The sequence below is a fragment of the Amphibiibacter pelophylacis genome (assembly GCF_037688875.1).
GTDB lineage: Bacteria > Pseudomonadota > Gammaproteobacteria > Burkholderiales > Burkholderiaceae_C > Amphibiibacter > Amphibiibacter pelophylacis.
This window is the reverse complement of the sequence record NZ_JAWDIE010000012.1, coordinates 27,306-43,149: the sequence shown is the minus strand read 5'-3', so window position 1 is coordinate 43,149 and position 15,844 is coordinate 27,306. Positions and strand designations below refer to the sequence as shown.

Genomic DNA, 15,844 nt, shown 5'->3' with positions numbered 1-15,844 from the left:
CGCGCTTGGCGCCGCCTGGAACCGACTGCCCGTGCCCGCCCAGATGGCGCTGGGCCTGCTCTGGCTGGTGCTGCTGGCGGTGATCCGGCCGATCTCGATGCCCGACGAAGGGCGCTACGCCGGGGTCGCCCGCGACATGGTCGTCTACAGCGACTGGCTGGTGCCGCGTCAGAACGGCATGCCGTTTTTCCACAAGCCGCCGATGTTTTACTGGCTCGATGCCTTCGCCATGAGCAGCTGGGGCGTCAACCTGTTCACCATCCGCTTCGCCAGTCTGACGGCGGCGGCGCTGACCCTGGTGATGTTCTTCGTCCACCTGCGCCACAGCGTGGGCAGCCAGCACCCGCTGCTGCGCCAGTCGCTGGTGGTGTGGCTGCTGGCGCCGCTGCCGGTGATGGCCGCGCAGTACGCCAACCTGGACATGACCGTCGCCGGGATGATCACCGCGACCATCGTGTGCTGGGCGCACGCCAGCACCCCGGTGCCGGGCAGCCACTGGCCGCTGACCTGGGCGCGTCTGGGCTGGTTTTTCGCGGCGCTGGGGCTGCTGAGCAAAGGCCTGATCGGCGTGGCACTGCCGCTGCTGGTGGTGGGCCCCTGGGGGCTGTGGCGCGTGTGGCGCGCGCTGCCAGACCGGGCCTCGCGCAACGTCTGGCCGGCCTGGCGCGCGCAGCTGGCCATCTGGCTGAACTGGCCCGCACTGGTGGGTTTTGCCGTGCTGACGCTGCCCTGGTTCCTGGTGCTGGAGTGGCGCTTCCCGGGTTTCAACCACTACTTTTTCATCGACCAGCAGGTCAGCCGTTACGTCGGGCAGAACTTCAACAACGCCCAGCCTGCGCTGTTTTACATCGTCGTGCTGATCCTGCTCATGCTGCCCTGGAGCCTGTGGTGGCTGCTGGCGGCCGCACGCCGCGTCTGGCCACGTCTGGCGCAGTGGGGTGCGGATGCCCCGGACACCCGCGCGACTGGCGACGCTTCGGCCGCCGTCCCGCGCGAATGGCTGGCGCTGTGGCTGTGGTGGCTGGTGGCGATCACGCTGTTTTTCTCGGTGCCCAACTCCAAACTGGTCGGCTACATCTTGCCCGTGATGCTGCCCGTGGTCGTGCTGACCGCCTGCATCCTGCGGTCCTGGCCCGACGGGGCCCTCAAGCGGCGCGTGGCCGGCACGGCGTTTGCGCTGATCGTGCTGCTGCCCTGGATTTTTGTCGGCGTGGACCACAAGTCGCTGCGTGATCTGCCCCAGGCCATCAATGCACGCATTGCGGCCCACCCGGCCGAGGCGCAGATTCCGCTGGTCTTTTTCGAGGAAAACCGCCGCGATCTCAACCTGCTGACGCACACCCGCGTGCGCCCCTGGATCGTTCACGACTGGCGCGAAGAGGCCAACACCGCCGACAACTGGGCCAAAGAGCTGCTGGATGGCCGCCGTTTTGATCCGGCCATGGCCGCCCAGGTGCTGGTGATGCCGCAGGATCTTCGCCAGCGCCTGTGTGCCGTGCCGCTGGCCTGGCTGGTGGTTGACGAGAAGGAGGTGTCCGCACCCTTCGCCAATCTGGCGCGCCAATACCCCAACCAGCTGCAGGCTCTGGCCCGCGAGAGCCGCCGGGGCAGCGACTGGGTGCTGTACCAGTGGAAGAGCCAGCCGGGTTGCTGAGGGAATGAAACAGGGCCGCCCGCGATGGCGGCCTCTTTATATTTCCGGATTCCGGCAGACGCCCAAAGAAAAACCCCCACAGACAATCATCTGTGAGGGTTTTTTAGTTGGCGCGGCTGGCAGGATTCGAACCCACGACCCCTTGGTTCGTAGCCAAGTACTCTAATCCAACTGAGCTACAGCCGCATCAAGCCTTGAACTATAGCACCGTATTTCCGGTTTCGTCAAGCCTTGGCAAAAAAACGCGTAAAAAATCAGACGTACTGGTTGATCAGCTCGACCATCTGCGCCTTGGGCAGGGCGCCCACTTTGGTCGCAACGACCTGGCCGCCCTTATAAATCACCAGCGTGGGGATGCCGCGCACGCCCAAGCGGGCCGGGGTGTCGGGGTTGCTGTCGACATCGACCTTGGCGATCTGCAGACGGCCCTCGTAGGTGCCGGCCAGTTCGTCCAGAATGGGCGCGATGGCGCGGCAGGGCCCGCACCAGGTGGCCCAGAAATCGACCAGAACGGGCACGTTCGACTGGATCACGTCGGCGTCGAAGCTGGCATCGGTCACATGTTTGATCAAAGGGCTGCTCATAAACATCCTGTGGGTTAAGGGCCCTGCGGGAGGGCTGTGAATCTATACCGGAATTCTGGCACAGATGCCAAGCAGGCGTGGCGAAGGCAATCTTATCGGGGCTTTGCGCCCGGACGGCTGTGCTGAAATAGGTGTGGCCCGGCGATCAGCCCGGCCCTGTCCAACCCTTTTGTCGCCCATGCCCTTCAGTGCTGTCATCCCACGCATCGAAGCCGATGCACTGATCCGAGAAAATCCGCTGTGGCAGCCGCTGTTCGGGCGCTTCCGGGTCGAGCAGCCGCTGGGCGCCTCGGCGCTGAGCTGTGCCTTCTCCGTGACCGAGGCCGAAGGCGGCAGCGGCGGCCTGCTGGTGCTGTCGCGCCATCTGTGGCAGGGGCGCGAGCTCGGTCACTGGCGCCACCTCGTGCTGCACGCCGCGCGCATGCAGGCGCAGGGCTGGCTGACGCCGCTGGAGGTGGGCGACACCCTGCCCTGGGTGCTTTACCCGCTGGGCCCCGGCTGCAGCACACTGGCCCAGCCCGAGGCGCATCTGGGCACGATGAACGAATCCGACGGCCTGAAGATGGGTCAGGCGCTGGCCCAGGCGCTGGCGCTGGCGCACGAGGCCCAGATTCCTCACGGCGACCTCCAGCCCTGGATGGCGGTGCAGACGCCCGACGGCACGCTGCTGGCGGGCATGGGCCTGGCCTACGATTACGCGCACTCGGTGCGCTGGGCCATGAGCCCGCAGTCGCAGCTGGTCGATCCGTTGCTGCGCGCCACCTTCCAGCGCGACACGCAGCAGCTGGCGCTGCTCATGTACGGCGTGCTGTCGGGCGAACCCGCGCTGGACGATGGCGATCTTTACCGCGCCTGGCGGCGTCTGCCGCCGCAGGGCAGCACTTTCCTGCAGCCGCCCCGCAAAGACAGGATGTCGGCCGAGACCCGCCAGGTGCTGGCCCGCGCCCTGCACCACCGTGTGGACCAGCGCTTTGTCAGCAGCCGGGGACTGGTGCGGGCGGTGGACACCGTGGTGCAGACGCAGGCCGAGCAGGATCCGCAGGTGCTGCAGACCCTGATGTCGCGCGCCGCCACCTACGGTCTGCTGCCGGGCAACCCGGACACCTTCCCGCGCCTGCAGCGCCTGTCCAGCCTGCGCCAGTGCCCCTCGCACGACCTGGTGATGGTGCTGCTGGCCGACATCGGCCTGGCCTGCGAGCTGGTGCGCGTCAGCAACAGTGCGCTGCGGCATGGCGGCGCGCTGGGCGTGAACGACGCCGTGCTCAGCCTGCACCGGATCCTGGGCATGCGCGGTCTGCGCGGCATCGCGCGCATCGCGCGGGCGCTGGAACAGTCTCCGCGCAGCCTCAACGACGAGCAGATGGCGCTCATGACGCAGCAGTTCATGCTGGTGCGCAAGGCGGCGCGGCTGGCGCAGATCCTCAGCCCGGCGGGCTACGACACCGAAACCGTCTACATCATCGGCCTGCTGCAGAACCTGGGCCGCCTGATGGTGGTCGCCCATCTGCCGCAGGATGCGTCGCAGATCCACCACCACATCCGCCAGACCCTGAAAACGCTGACGCAGGACAGTGGCGCCAGCCTGCCGCCGGTGCTCACCCTGGCGCAGCAGGCCTGCACCTCGGTGCTGGGGCTGGATTTCGACACCATCAGCCGTGCCACGCTGCGCCAGTGGGGTCTGGGCCCGGAAGTGCAGGCGCTGGCCAACGCCATCGGCTCGGACCAGGCCGCGCGCCAGGAGCCTACGGGCGACCATCACCTGCTGCGCCTGACGGCCAGCCTGGCCAACGAGGCCGTTTACCTGCACACCCTGGGCAGCCCGATGCTGGAGATCTGGCTGCCACAGCTTCTGGCGGCCTATCGCCCGGGTCTGGCCCTGACCCTGACCGATCTGCGCAAGGGCCTGGCGACGGTGATGGACACCAGTGGCGGCGATCTGCCGCTGGTGCCCACCCAGCTGCGCAGCGATCTGTGGATCGGTCAGGAGATCCAGGAAGACCTGCTCGAAATGTGGAGGCCCGATGGCCAGTGACGACACCCCCGGGGAAGGCGCGGCACGCCCGCGCCTGGGCCCTTTCGAACTCATCACCAACCTGGGGCACAGCGTTCGCACCGCCAGCTGGCTGGTGCTGGACACCCGCACGCAGACCGAGCAGGTGCTGGTGATGCCCAAGCAGACGCTGGACGCCGCGCACTGGCCCGAGTGGCTGGGCCGCGTCAGCAAGCTGCAGCGCCTGGATTCGCGCCACCTGATGCCGCTGGCGGAAACCGGCCAGCTGCTGGGGCGCCCCTACGCCGCCTACGTGCGCGGCGAGGCCATCACCCTGGGCGAGCGCGTCAGGCGCGGCCCCATGGGCCTGCGCGAGGCGCTGCGCACCCTGCACCAGATTGCCCTGGCGCTGACCGACCTGCACGACACGCGCAGCCTGCACCGCGACGTGCAGCCGCACCTGGTGCTGATCGACGGCAAGCGCGTGCGCCTGTGCGGGGCGGAAGTCGCCTGGCGGCCCACCACCGGCCCGGGCAGCGAAGACCCGCTCGAGACCGAGCGCAGCGACCTGCGCGAGAACACGCCGGTGGATCTCTTCTTTGTGTCGCTGATGCTGCACTGGCTGATCAGCGGCGAGCCACCGCTGGGCGAGAGCGATTTCCTGCTGGCCATGGGCCGCCTGCCGCCGCTGGGCGAAAGCCAGCTCGAACTGCCGGAGAAAAAGGCGGTGGCGCTCTCCCCGCCCATCCGCCACATTTACGAGCGCGCGCTCAACGTGCTGCCGCGCCAGCGTTTTGCCACGGCGCGCAGCCTGGCCTCGGCGCTGGAAGACGTGCTGCAAAGCGACGAGGGCAACGGCCCCAACGTGCTGGCCACGCTGCGCGAGCGCATCCGCCTGCGCGGCATCCTGCCCGGCAACGAGGACACCATGCGCAGCGTGGTGCGCCTGAGCCGCATGCAGGTCTCGCACCAGACCGAGCTGGTGGAGGTGATGCTGCAGGACACCGCCCTGTCGCTGGAGCTGCTGCGCGTGTGCAACAACACGCTGCGCCGGGGCGAAACCCTGAACGCCAACGACGCGGTGCTGAACATGCGCCGCGCCATCGCCCTGGCCGGTCTGAATGGGGTCGAGCAGGCGGCCAAGAACCTGACGCTGTGGCCCGGGCCGCTCAACCGCTTCCAGGCGCGCGATCTGGAGGACGACATCTGGCAGATCCGCCGCGCCAGCCTGGTCGCCCAGCACATCAACCCCGGCGCGTTCGAGCCCGAAACCGTTTTCATCATTGCGCTCTTCCACGGCCTGGGACAGCTCATCCTGGGCTATCACTTCCCGGAAGAGGCCTTGCAGATCAAGCACCTGGCCAAACAGGCGCGCCAGGAGAATCCCCCGCCCTCGCCCTGGGACGCGCTGGACGCGGCCTGCAAGGACGTGCTGGAGCTGCCCCTGAGCGAACTCGCCGCCGAGGTGCTGCGTCTGTGGGGCATGGAAGCCGACGTGATCGAGATGCTGCAGCCACTGCCCGCGCAGGCGCTGGTTGAAGACACGCCGCCCGACGACAGCCTTTTCCTGCGCGCCATCGTGTCCTGCGCCTACGAGGTTTTCGTGCACAAGGACACCATGAAGAACAAGCGACTGAAAGCACTCAACCTGGTCGCGCAGCGCTACGGGCGCTGGCTGGGCTGCACCGCCTACACCCTGAACGACGCCCTGACCGAGGCGCTGCGCGGCAGCGAGCACCGCGTCATGGTCGGCGCGCAGGACGTTCTGGACGCCAACCCCGCACAGGCCACCGCCGCGCCCTGAGATAATCGGGGCATGAACGCCTCCGCCCCCGAACCGCTGTCGCTGCAGGATTACCTGCAGCGCATCCTGACCGCCCGCGTCTACGACGTGGCCCGCGAAACGCCGCTGGATTTCGCCCCGCAGCTCTCGGCCAAGATCGGCCAGAACATGTGGCTCAAGCGCGAGGACTGCCAGCCCGTCTTCAGCTTCAAGCTGCGCGGCGCCTACAACCGCATGGCGCGGCTGACGGGCGGGCAGCGCGCGCGCGGCGTCATCTGCGCTTCAGCGGGCAACCACGCCCAGGGCGTGGCGCTGTCCAGCCAGAAGCTGGGCTGCCGCGCCCTGATCGTCATGCCGGTGACCACGCCCCAGGTCAAGATCGACGCGGTGCAGTCCTTTGGCGGCAGCCAGGTGCAGATTGTGCTGTCGGGCGAGAGCTACAGCGACGCCTACCAGCACGCGCTGCAGCTGGAGCGCGAACAGGGTCTGACCTTCATCCACCCCTTCGACGACCCCGACGTGATCGCCGGACAGGGCACGGTGGCGATGGAGATCCTGCGCCAGCACCAGGGCCCGCTGGACGCCATTTTTGTCGCCGTGGGCGGCGGCGGCCTGATCGCGGGCGTGTCGGCTTATGTGAAGGCGCTGCGCCCCGAAGTGCGCATCATCGCGGTGCAGATGGCCGATTCCAACGCCATGATGCAGTCGGTGGAGCAGGACCAGGTGGTCGAACTGGCCGATGTGGGCCTGTTCTCGGACGGCACGGCGGTGAAAAAAGTCGGCAGCGAGACCTGGCGCCTGGCGCGCAGCCTGGTGGACGAGTTCATCACCGTGGACACCGACGAGGTCTGCGCCGCCATCAAGGACATCTTCCAGGACACGCGCTCCATTGTTGAACCCGCGGGCGCGTTGTGCGTGGCCGGGGCGCGAAAATACGCGCAGACGCGGGCCCAGGGGCAGCCGGGCCAGAACTGGGTCGGCATCACCTGCGGTGCCAACATGAACTTCGACCGCCTGCGCTTCGTCGCCGAACGCGCACTGCTGGGCGAAGGCCGCGAGGCCATGCTGGCCGTGACCATCCCCGAAGCGCGCGGCAGCTTCCGCCGCCTGTGCCAGCGCATCGGCGGCGCGGCCATCACCGAGTTCAACTACCGCATCGCCGACCCGAAAGAAGCCCACATCTTCATTGGCCTCGGCGTACAGCACCCCGGCGACGCGCAGACGCTGCAGGACGATCTGCGCGCCGAGGGCTTTGGCGTGATTGATCTCAGCCACGACGATCTGGCCAAAGAGCACCTGCGCCACATGGTCGGCGGACGCACCGCGCAGGCCGAGGGCGAGCGCCTGTTCCGGGTGATTTTCCCCGAGCGGCCCGGTGCGCTGATGCGTTTTCTGGGCGGTATGCCGTCCGACTGCAACATCACGCTCTTCCACTACCGCAACCAGGGCGCCGATTACGCCCGCGTGCTGATCGGCATCCAGCCCGCCCCGGGCAACGAGGCCGCGCTGGACGACTGGCTTCAGACGCAGCAGCTGCCGTGGACCGAGGAAAGTACAAACCCTAGCTACAAGCTCTTCCTACGATAGGCGACAATCCGGCTGATAGCGCTGTCTTTGGCTGCAGGGCCGAACAGCGCCCTCTTTTTACCCGGACTGCCGCCATGACTCCAGACACCGCCGATTCCGTCACGCCCGTCATCACCCAGATCCCCAATGCCGCTGTCGTCCAGCGCCTGAACAAGCGGCTGGGCCGTCGCAAGGGCTGGAAGCCGTTTTACCAGCGCCTGCTGCAGCACGGCGAGCGCCTGCGCAGCGAGCTGTCGGCGCTGTATGGCGATCTGGACGATTTCGACGCCATCGTCGAGCGCCTGCTCACCACCGCCTTCGAGTGCTGGAGCGAGCGCCCCGAGGTGCTGCGCCAGCGCGACGCCGAGCGCGAAGCCCAGCCCGACTGGTTCCAGTCCAACACCCTGCTGGGCGGCGTGTGCTACGTCGACCTGTATGCGGGCGACCTGAAAGGCCTGGAAGCGCGCATTCCCGAGCTGCAGGAGCTGGGCCTGAGCTACCTGCACCTGATGCCGCCCTACCTGTGCCCCGAGCCGCACAACGACGGCGGCTACGCCGTCAGCAGCTACCGCGACGTCAAGCGCAGCCTGGGCACCATGGCCGACCTGCAGCGCCTGGCCGAACGCCTGCGCGAAGCCGGTATCTCGCTGGTGCTGGATTTCGTCTTCAACCACACCAGCGACGAGCACGAATGGGCGCAGGCCGCGCGCGCGGGCGACCCCGAGTGCAGCGGCTATTACTACCTCTTCCCCGACCGCACCCTGCCCGACCAGTACGAGCGCACGGTGCGCGAGATCTTCCCCGACGAGCACCCCGGCGCCTTCAGCCAGCTCGCCGACGGGCGCTGGGTCTGGACGACCTTCCACAGCTACCAGTGGGACCTGAACTACGGCAACCCCGAAGTCTTCCGCGCCATGGCCGGCGAGATGCTGCGCATCGCCAACCTGGGCGTCGAGTTCCTGCGCATGGACGCCGTCGCCTTCGTGTGGAAGCGCCTCGGAACCCCCTGCGAGAACCTGCCCGAGGCCCACCACCTGCTGCGCGCCTACAACGCGCTGGCGCGCATCGCTGCGCCCTCGCTGCTGTTCAAATCCGAGGCCATCGTCCACCCGGACGATGTGGTCAGCTACATCTCGCCCGAAGAGTGCCAGGTCTCCTACAACCCGCTGCAGATGGCGCTGCTGTGGAACAGCCTGGCCACGCGCGAGGTCAACATGCTGCAGCTCGCGCTGGAAGAGCGCCACGCCCTGCCGCCCGGCACCGCCTGGGTCAACTACGTGCGCAGCCACGACGACATCGGCTGGACTTTCGCCGACGAAGACGCAGCGCGCCTGGGTATCAACGGCTTCGACCACCGCCAGTTCCTCAACCGCTTTTTCGTCAACCGCTTTGAAGGCAGTTTTGCGCGCGGCGTGCCCTTCCAGGACAACCCGGCCACGGGCGACTGCCGCATCAGCGGCACGGCTGCGTCCCTGTGCGGCTTCGAGCAGGTGGATGTCCACGCGGCGGCGCGCCTGCTGCTGCTCTATGGCGTGGCGCTGTCCAGCGGCGGCATTCCGCTGATCTATCTGGGCGATGAACTCGCGCAGACCAACGATTACGCCTACGTCCACGAGGACGGCAAGGCCGAGGACAGCCGCTGGGTCCACCGCCCGCGCTACGACGCCGAAGCGGGCGCGCGCCGCCACGATCCGTCCACGCCCCAGGGCCGGGTCTACGCCGGGCTGCGCCACCTGATCGCGCTGCGCCGCCACCTGCCCGTGCTGGCGGGCGGGCAGCTCACCCCCTTCTGGACGCACAACCGCGCGGTGCTGGGTTATGTGCGCGGCGACGTGGGCTCCGGCCACGCCCCTGAGCGCCTGCTGGTGTTGGCCAACTTCAGCGAAGACGAGCAGCACATTGCGGCGGGGGTGCTGTCCGCCCTGCCCGGCCAGGCCACCGACCTGATCGCCGCCACCGGCCACCGCCTGGCGCAGGGCCTGACGCTGCAGCCCTACCAGATGATGTGGCTGGCGCTGCCGCAGCGCTGAGGCGCTGTCATCCCCGTCCGGACATTTTCCCCAGCACCGCCCGCGCCAGGCCGCGCAGGATCTGCACCTCGCGGTGGCTGGGCGCGCTTCGCAGCAGCCACTGGTGAAGACGCTGCGGAATCTTGCGCGGACTGGCGGGGTCCAGGAAGCCGCTGTCCAGCAGCACCTGCTGCCACTGCTGCATGAGGCCGTCGATCTGGCCGCTGTCGGCCAGAGGCTCGGGCGTGGTACGCCCCTGCACGGGGAAACTGCCCAGCGCCTCGCGCCAGTCGTAGGCCAGCAGCTGCACGGCCTGCGCCAGGTTGAGCGATCCGTAGCCCGGCGCCGTCGGGATGCTGACGCAGGCGTGGCAGCGGTAAACGTCCTCGTTGGCCAGGCCAAAGCGCTCGCTGCCAAACACAAAAGCCACCTGCAGGCCGCTGGCGAGCTGGCGCGGCGCCCAATCGGAAAACAGTGCGCGCGGCGCGAAGGTCGGCGGGCCGAAATCGCGCGGGGTCATCGCCGTGGCGGCGGCCAGGTGGACGCCCTGCAGCGCCTCCTGCAGGGTGTCCACCACGCGCGCGTGGGCCAGAACGTCGGTCGCGCCACTGGCCAGGGCCAGCGCTTCCTCGCGCTGCAGCACGTCCGGCCAGCGCGGCTGGACCAGCACCAGCGCGCCGGGGTGGTCAAAACCCATCACTTTCAGGGCCCGCGCGGCGGCGCCGACGTTGCCCGCGTGACTCGTTTTCACCAAAACAAAACGGGTGCCCGTAAAATGCGGGACTTCGCTCTTTGTCATCGTTGCCGCCACCGGACGCCCTCATGTCGCAAGCTCTCAATATCCCCATGCTCAACATCGCCATCAAGGCGGCGCGGGCAGCGGGGTCCATCATCAATCGTGCCTCGCTGGATCTCGACAGCGTGCGTGTCAGCGAGAAATCAGCCCACGACTTTGTCACCGAAGTCGATCAGGCGGCCGAAGCCGCCATTATCGAAACCCTGCTGACAGCCTACCCCGGTCACGGTATCCTGGCCGAAGAATCCGGCGAGGAACATGGCGCCAAGGACAGCAACTACCGCTGGATCATCGACCCGCTGGATGGCACGACCAACTTCATCCACGGTCTGCCCGTGTACTGCACCTCGATCGCACTGAGCGTTGACGGCATCATCACCCAGGCCGTCGTTTACGACCCCACGCGCAACGACCTCTTCGTCGCCAGCAAAGGGCGCGGCGCCTACCTGAACGACCGCCGCATGCGCGTCAGCAAGCGCCTCTACCTGAACCAGGCGCTGATCGGCACGGGCTTTCCTTTCCGCCGGGGCGATGCCTTCAAAGACTACATGCACGTGCTGGAATCGCTGATGCAGGACTGCGCCGGGCTGCGCCGCCCGGGCGCTGCGGCGCTGGACCTGTGTTACGTGGCGGCCGGTTACTACGACGGCTTCTTCGAGACCGGCCTGTCGCCGTGGGACATGGCGGCCGGCAGCCTGATCATCACCGAAGCGGGCGGCCTGGTCGGCAACTTCACCGGCGAAGAACCTTATCTGTACGAAAAAGAAATTGTCGCGGGCACGCCGCGCATCTACGGCCAGCTGGTGCAGCGACTGAGTCCCATCAGCCAGGTCGCGCGCCGCCACGCGCTGCTCTCCGGCCAGAAGGCGGACGCTGTCGATGCGGTCCGCGCCGGCGACGCCAGCAGCGGCCTCACGCCACTGGATGCCCTGACGGACGCCGTCGGCGGAGCCTCGGGAGATGCCACCAGCGCCCCGCGCCGCACCCTGAGCGCCACGCCGCGCCCCGAATCCTCCGACGAGCGCCCGCACCGCGTCACCAAATCGGATCACGTGCCCACCGTGAGCGTCAAACCCGCCGCCCCCCGTCGGGACAGCCGGGACAGTCGCGATTCCCGCGACAGCCGGGGTGGCCCAGGCCGAGCCCCTTACGGCGACCGACCGCCCCGCCGCGATGGCGAGGGCCCGCGCTTTGGCGGACAGGGCGGCGACCGACCGCCGCGCCGCGATGGTGAGGGTGGCGCTCCCCGATACGGCAGTTCGGGCGGCGGCTACAGCGGCGGTCCTGGCGCCGGGCGCGGCCCCGGCGGCCCCGGCGGATCACGTGACAGCCGGGACAGTCGAAACGGTCCCAGCCGGGGTGGCCCGTCCAGCGACCGTCCCCCGCGCCGGGGCCCGCGTCAGGGCTGATCCGGGCGCGGTGTATCATCCGCGCTGGCGTAAAACCCCAGGGGTGCCCGCCGCCGTCGCACAGTTCATCGTGTGACGGTGCGGGCTGAGAAGACACCCTCGAACCTGATCTGGCTCGTACCAGCGTAGGAATGCGGTTTTGACGTGCCCCTTCCGGGCGGCCCCTGTTCACGGGACCATCCGGGCTGGCAGGCGCTTCTGGTTGTTTCGCCGTTCGTGGCCGCTTGTGTGGCGGCCGCTGCGATCCCCCGACCGGAGCTGCCATGCTGTCCCCTTCCCCCGCCATTTCCTTCCCGAAACCCGCTGTGCGCCTGCACCGCCGCCCTGTGCTGGTGCTGGGCGCTGCACTGGCCGCCCTGGCCTGCGTCGCGCTGCCTGCGCCCGCCCACGCGGCCGACGAACCGGTGCTGCGCGTGCTGACGCACAGTTCGTTCGCGCTGAAAAAATCGCTGATCGCCCAGTTCGAGCGCGATCACAAGGTCAAAATCAGCCTGATCAAGGCCGGTGACGCGGGCGAGATGCTCAACAAGCTCATCCTGACGCGTCAGGCGCCCATTGCCGACGTGGTCTTTGGCATCGACAACGGCCTGCTGTCCAAGGCCCGCTTTGAGAAGGTCCTGGCCCCGCTGCCCCAGCCACTGGATGCGGACGGCGCGCGCTTCAAGGCCTTCGATCTGGGGCCCGACCTTGCGCCCATCGATTACGGCTATGTCAACCTCAACGCCGACCGCGCTCCACTGGCCAAGGCCGGTCTGGCCGCGCCAAAGACGCTGCAGGATCTGACAAAGCCGGCGTGGAAGAACCGCCTGGTCGTGCAGAACCCGGCCACGTCCAGCACGGGCCTGGCGTTCTTCCTGGCCACGCAGCAGGCGCTGGGCGGCCAGGTGTGGGATTTCTGGAAAGCGCTCAAAGCCAACGGCGTGATGGTGACGCCGGGCTGGACGCAGGCCTACCAGAAAGAGTTCACGCTGAACGGCGGACAGCGGCCGCTGGTGCTGAGCTATTCCACCTCGCCCGCCGCCGAAGTCTTCTACAGCGAGGGCAAATACACGGCGCCGCCCACCGACAATGTGATGCTGCCCGGTGGCGTGTGGCTGCAGGTCGAAGGCGCGGGCCTGGTGCAGGGCGGCAAACAGCCGCAGCTGGGGCTGGAGTTCATCCGCTTCCTGCGCTCGGCCGACGTCCAGGCCGACATCCCCACGCAGATGTGGGTCTACCCGGTGCGCGAAGGCGTGGCGCTGGACCCTGTCCTGCAAGCCACGCCGTTGCCCGCCGGTCTGCCCAGTACAGTCAGCATCCCGGCCGATGCGCAGAAGCTTCAGGCCGACCTGCGCCAGTGGGCGCGGCTGATGCGGCCGTGACAAGGCCATGAACGCACTGCCCGCTCACCCCTACGGCCCGCGCCTGCGGACCCTGGGCTGGCTGGCGCTCGCGCTGATCGTCCTCGTGCTGGTCTGGCCGCTGGCCAACACGGCGCTGCAGGCGGGCAACGGCTGGGACGAAGTCCTGCTGGATGGCTGGTACGCCCAGCGCGTGGTCGTGACCGGCCTGCTGGGCCTGATGGGCGCCGGGCTGTGCGTGGCGCTGGGCGTGCCGCTGGCCTGGGCGATGTGGCGCTGGCCGGTGCCGGGCCAGGCGCTGTGGCTGCGCCTGCTGCTGCTGCCCTTTCTGGTCCCGGCGGTGGTCGGCGCCATGGCCATCCAGAGCCTGATCCCCGACGGCCTGGTCAGCGACGCGGGCTCGCTGCCGCTGCTGCTGTGGGGCTTTGTCTTTTACAACCTGGGCCTGGTGCTGTGGCTGACGCTGCAGGCGCTGGAGCGCATTCCCGTCGCCAGCCTGATGGCGGCGCGCCAGCTCGGTGCCGGGCCGCTGCGCCTGGTGTGGCGCGTGATCGTGCCCGCGATTGCGCCTGCGGTGGGCAGCGCGGCGCTGCTGGTCTTCTTTTTGTGCGCCACCAGTTTTGCCCTGCCGCTGCTGCTGGGCGGCCCGCGCTGGACCACGCTGGAGGTCGACATTTACACGCTGACCGCTTTCGAGCTCAACCTGGGCGCGGCCTCGCTGCTGGGCGCGGCCCAGTGGCTGCTGGGCGCGCTGGCGCTGCTGGCCTATCAGCGCCTGTCGCAGCGCCTGACGCCGGGCAGCGCACCGGCAGCAGCGACAGGTTTTGCAGGCCAGACCCGCGCCTGGGCCGGGCCACAGCCCCGCCTGGCCCGAGTGCTGACGGCGCTGGCGCTACTGGCCGCGAGCGGGCTGACCCTGGGGCCACTGCTGGCGCTGCTGCGCCAGAGCCTGACGCTGGACCACATCCCCGGCGTGGCCTGGACGGTGCTGCTGAGCGACATCACCACCTGGCAGGCGCTGGGGCACAGCCTGACCTACACCGCCCTGTGCCTGCCCGTGGCGCTGCTGCTGGGCGTGCTGCTGGGCCCACCCGCCCGCACGCCGCGCCGGGGCGAGCCGGGCCGCTGGCTGGCGCTGGCCCAGAACCAGATGGCCGCGCTGCCCTGGCTGGTCTCGGCCAGCCTGCTGTCGCTGGCGCTGCTCATCACCTGGCCGCAGTGGGCTGATCAGCTTGCGCTGCTGCTGCTGGGCTATGTGCTGCTGGCTTATCCGCTGGTGGTGCGGGCGCTGGCACAGACGCGCGTGCCGCCCCAGCTGTGGCAGGCGGCGCGCAGTCTGGGCGCCGCCCCGCGCCGCGCCTGGTGGCGGGTGATCTGGCCGCAGCAGCGGCCCGGCGTGCAGCTGGGCCTGGCGCTGGCGGCCGCCAGTTCGCTGGGCGAGTTCACCGTGACGCTCTTTCTGTCGCGACCAGAATGGCAGACACTGACCACCCTGATCTACGACCATCTGGGCCGCCCCGGCCGCATCAACCTGGCGCTGGCGCAGGCGGGCAGCGTGCTGCTGCTCATCGTCTGCGCCAGCGTGTTCGCTGTACTGACCTGGGGCGCGGGCACCCACCGCTCGCTGGCCGGGCCGCAGCCCGCCACCCGCTGACTTTTCACGCCCAAGCCCCCGCATGAACACCGCCCCCGACTTTCTGCTGATTGATGGCCTCAGCCGCAGCCATGGGCGCCAGCGGGTGCTCAAGGACATCACCCTGGGGCTGCCGCAGGGCGCGCTGACCGTGCTGCTGGGCCCCAGCGGCTGCGGCAAATCGACGCTGCTGCGCCAGATCGCCGGTCTGGAACCGCTGGACGGCGGACGCATCGTGTGTCAGGGGCAGGATCTGGCCGCAACGCCGCCCGAGCGGCGCGGCTTTGCGCTGGTCTTCCAGGACCACGCGCTGTTCGCGCACCTGAGCGTCTACGACAACGTGGCCTTCGCGCCCACCGAGCAGCGCCTGGGCCAGGACGAGATCGCCCGGCGCACCCGCCGCGCGCTGGAGGCGCTGCAGATCGCCCCGCTGGCGCAGCGCGGCATCCACGAGCTGTCCGGCGGCCAGCAGCAGCGTGTGGCCGTGGCGCGGGCGCTGGCCGCGCAGCCCCGGCTGCTGCTGCTGGACGAGCCCTTCTCCAGCCTGGACCCCGGGCTGCGCGAAGACCTGCAGCACATGCTGCGCGAGCTGCTGCACGCGCAGAACCAGACCGCGCTGCTGGTCACCCACGACCAGCGCGAGGCCTGGGCCCTGGCCGACCGTCTGGCCGTGATGCAGGCGGGCGATCTGGTGCAGGCGGGCGAGCCCGATAGGCTGTACAGCCAGCCGGCCACGCCCTGGCTGGCGCGCTTTCTGGGCCACCGCAACCTGGGCGACCGCGCCGTCTGGCTGGATCAGGACCTGCGCCTGCTGCGCCCGGGCCAGCCCGTGCCGCCGGGCGGCGCTCCTGTGCCCGTCACGCTGAGCGCGCTGCGCCGCCTGGGCGCCGTCTGCGAACTGTCGCTGACGCCCAGCAGCACGCTGCATCCCCTGCCGCCCAGCTGGGGTGCGGGGCCGCCCGTGTGGCAGATGCAGCTCTCGCGCCGCGAGTGGCTGGCGCTGGATTCCCCCGAAACCGGCCAGGCGCTGGTGCTGCGGGTGGATGCGCCGGGGCATCGCTTCTGAATTCGTCGCGCTTT

At 69.0% G+C, this 15,844-nt stretch carries 10 protein-coding genes, 1 tRNA gene, 1 pseudogene and 1 riboswitch; of the genes and pseudogenes, 9 read left to right on the top strand and 3 right to left on the bottom strand.

The features are described from left to right. Window positions 1-31: 31 nt before the first annotated feature. The gene (locus tag RV045_RS08910) at window positions 32-1,654 is read left to right on the top strand and encodes an ArnT family glycosyltransferase (protein ID WP_423235435.1); all 1,623 of its coding nucleotides are present in this window, start codon (window positions 32-34) and stop codon (window positions 1,652-1,654) included. 108 nt (window positions 1,655-1,762) lie between these two features. On the opposite strand, the gene RV045_RS08905 is transcribed toward RV045_RS08910, so the two are convergent. Beyond that, window positions 1,763-1,840: transfer RNA gene (locus RV045_RS08905), tRNA-Arg, on the bottom strand. Between the two features lie 68 nt (window positions 1,841-1,908). Next, entirely contained in the window at window positions 1,909-2,238 is a 330-nt protein-coding gene (gene trxA / locus RV045_RS08900) for a thioredoxin (RefSeq protein WP_423235434.1), read from the bottom strand. Between the two features lie 178 nt (window positions 2,239-2,416). Between trxA and RV045_RS08895 the strand changes: the two genes are divergently transcribed. The 4 genes from RV045_RS08895 to RV045_RS08880 all read left to right on the top strand — a co-directional run bounded on the left by RV045_RS08895 (window position 2,417) and on the right by RV045_RS08880 (window position 9,607). Continuing rightward, window positions 2,417-4,270, top strand: a complete 1,854-nt coding sequence (locus tag RV045_RS08895) for an HDOD domain-containing protein (RefSeq protein WP_423235433.1) — start codon at window positions 2,417-2,419, stop codon at window positions 4,268-4,270. Beyond that, window positions 4,260-6,032 (top strand): HDOD domain-containing protein, encoded by a 1,773-nt coding sequence (locus RV045_RS08890; protein ID WP_423235432.1) that lies wholly within the window; start codon window positions 4,260-4,262, stop codon window positions 6,030-6,032. The genes RV045_RS08895 and RV045_RS08890 overlap by 11 nt, the downstream gene beginning before the upstream one ends. Window positions 6,033-6,044: 12 nt before the next feature. Next, the gene (gene ilvA / locus RV045_RS08885) at window positions 6,045-7,598 is read left to right on the top strand and encodes a threonine ammonia-lyase, biosynthetic (protein ID WP_423235431.1); all 1,554 of its coding nucleotides are present in this window, start codon (window positions 6,045-6,047) and stop codon (window positions 7,596-7,598) included. Window positions 7,599-7,672: 74 nt separating this feature from the next. Beyond that, on the top strand, window positions 7,673-9,607 hold the full coding sequence (locus RV045_RS08880; protein WP_423235430.1) for an amylosucrase: 1,935 nt from the start codon (window positions 7,673-7,675) through the stop codon (window positions 9,605-9,607). A 7-nt stretch (window positions 9,608-9,614) separates the two neighbouring features. On the opposite strand, the gene RV045_RS08875 is transcribed toward RV045_RS08880, so the two are convergent. After that, window positions 9,615-10,385, bottom strand: coding sequence for an RNA methyltransferase (locus RV045_RS08875; RefSeq protein WP_423235429.1), 771 nt, complete (start codon window positions 10,383-10,385; stop codon window positions 9,615-9,617). A gap of 23 nt (window positions 10,386-10,408) precedes the next feature. Between RV045_RS08875 and RV045_RS08870 the strand changes: the two are divergent. The 4 genes and pseudogenes from RV045_RS08870 to RV045_RS08855 all read left to right on the top strand — a co-directional run. Beyond that, window positions 10,409-11,425 (top strand): annotated as a pseudogene (locus RV045_RS08870) (inositol monophosphatase family protein); the annotation flags it as partial. A 396-nt stretch (window positions 11,426-11,821) separates the two neighbouring features. After that, window positions 11,822-11,940: riboswitch (TPP riboswitch) on the top strand. Window positions 11,941-12,054: 114 nt separating this feature from the next. After that, on the top strand, window positions 12,055-13,152 hold the full coding sequence (locus RV045_RS08865) for a thiamine ABC transporter substrate-binding protein (protein WP_423235428.1): 1,098 nt from the start codon (window positions 12,055-12,057) through the stop codon (window positions 13,150-13,152). A 7-nt stretch (window positions 13,153-13,159) separates the two neighbouring features. Further along, the gene (locus RV045_RS08860; protein WP_423235427.1) at window positions 13,160-14,785 is read left to right on the top strand and encodes an ABC transporter permease; all 1,626 of its coding nucleotides are present in this window, start codon (window positions 13,160-13,162) and stop codon (window positions 14,783-14,785) included. Between the two features lie 22 nt (window positions 14,786-14,807). Beyond that, window positions 14,808-15,830, top strand: a complete 1,023-nt coding sequence (locus tag RV045_RS08855) for an ABC transporter ATP-binding protein (protein WP_423235426.1) — start codon at window positions 14,808-14,810, stop codon at window positions 15,828-15,830. Window positions 15,831-15,844: the final 14 nt, after the last annotated feature.

Coding starts and splice junctions, on each gene's coding strand:
- trxA (WP_423235434.1), bottom strand. CDS start 2,238: ATGAGCAGCCCTTTGATCAAACATGTGACCGATGCCAGCTTCGACGCC.
- RV045_RS08895 (WP_423235433.1), top strand. CDS start 2,417: ATGCCCTTCAGTGCTGTCATCCCACGCATCGAAGCCGATGCACTGATC.
- RV045_RS08890 (WP_423235432.1), top strand. CDS start 4,260: ATGGCCAGTGACGACACCCCCGGGGAAGGCGCGGCACGCCCGCGCCTG.
- ilvA (WP_423235431.1), top strand. CDS start 6,045: ATGAACGCCTCCGCCCCCGAACCGCTGTCGCTGCAGGATTACCTGCAG.
- RV045_RS08880 (WP_423235430.1), top strand. CDS start 7,673: ATGACTCCAGACACCGCCGATTCCGTCACGCCCGTCATCACCCAGATC.
- RV045_RS08875 (WP_423235429.1), bottom strand. CDS start 10,385: ATGACAAAGAGCGAAGTCCCGCATTTTACGGGCACCCGTTTTGTTTTG.
- RV045_RS08865 (WP_423235428.1), top strand. CDS start 12,055: ATGCTGTCCCCTTCCCCCGCCATTTCCTTCCCGAAACCCGCTGTGCGC.
- RV045_RS08860 (WP_423235427.1), top strand. CDS start 13,160: ATGAACGCACTGCCCGCTCACCCCTACGGCCCGCGCCTGCGGACCCTG.
- RV045_RS08855 (WP_423235426.1), top strand. CDS start 14,808: ATGAACACCGCCCCCGACTTTCTGCTGATTGATGGCCTCAGCCGCAGC.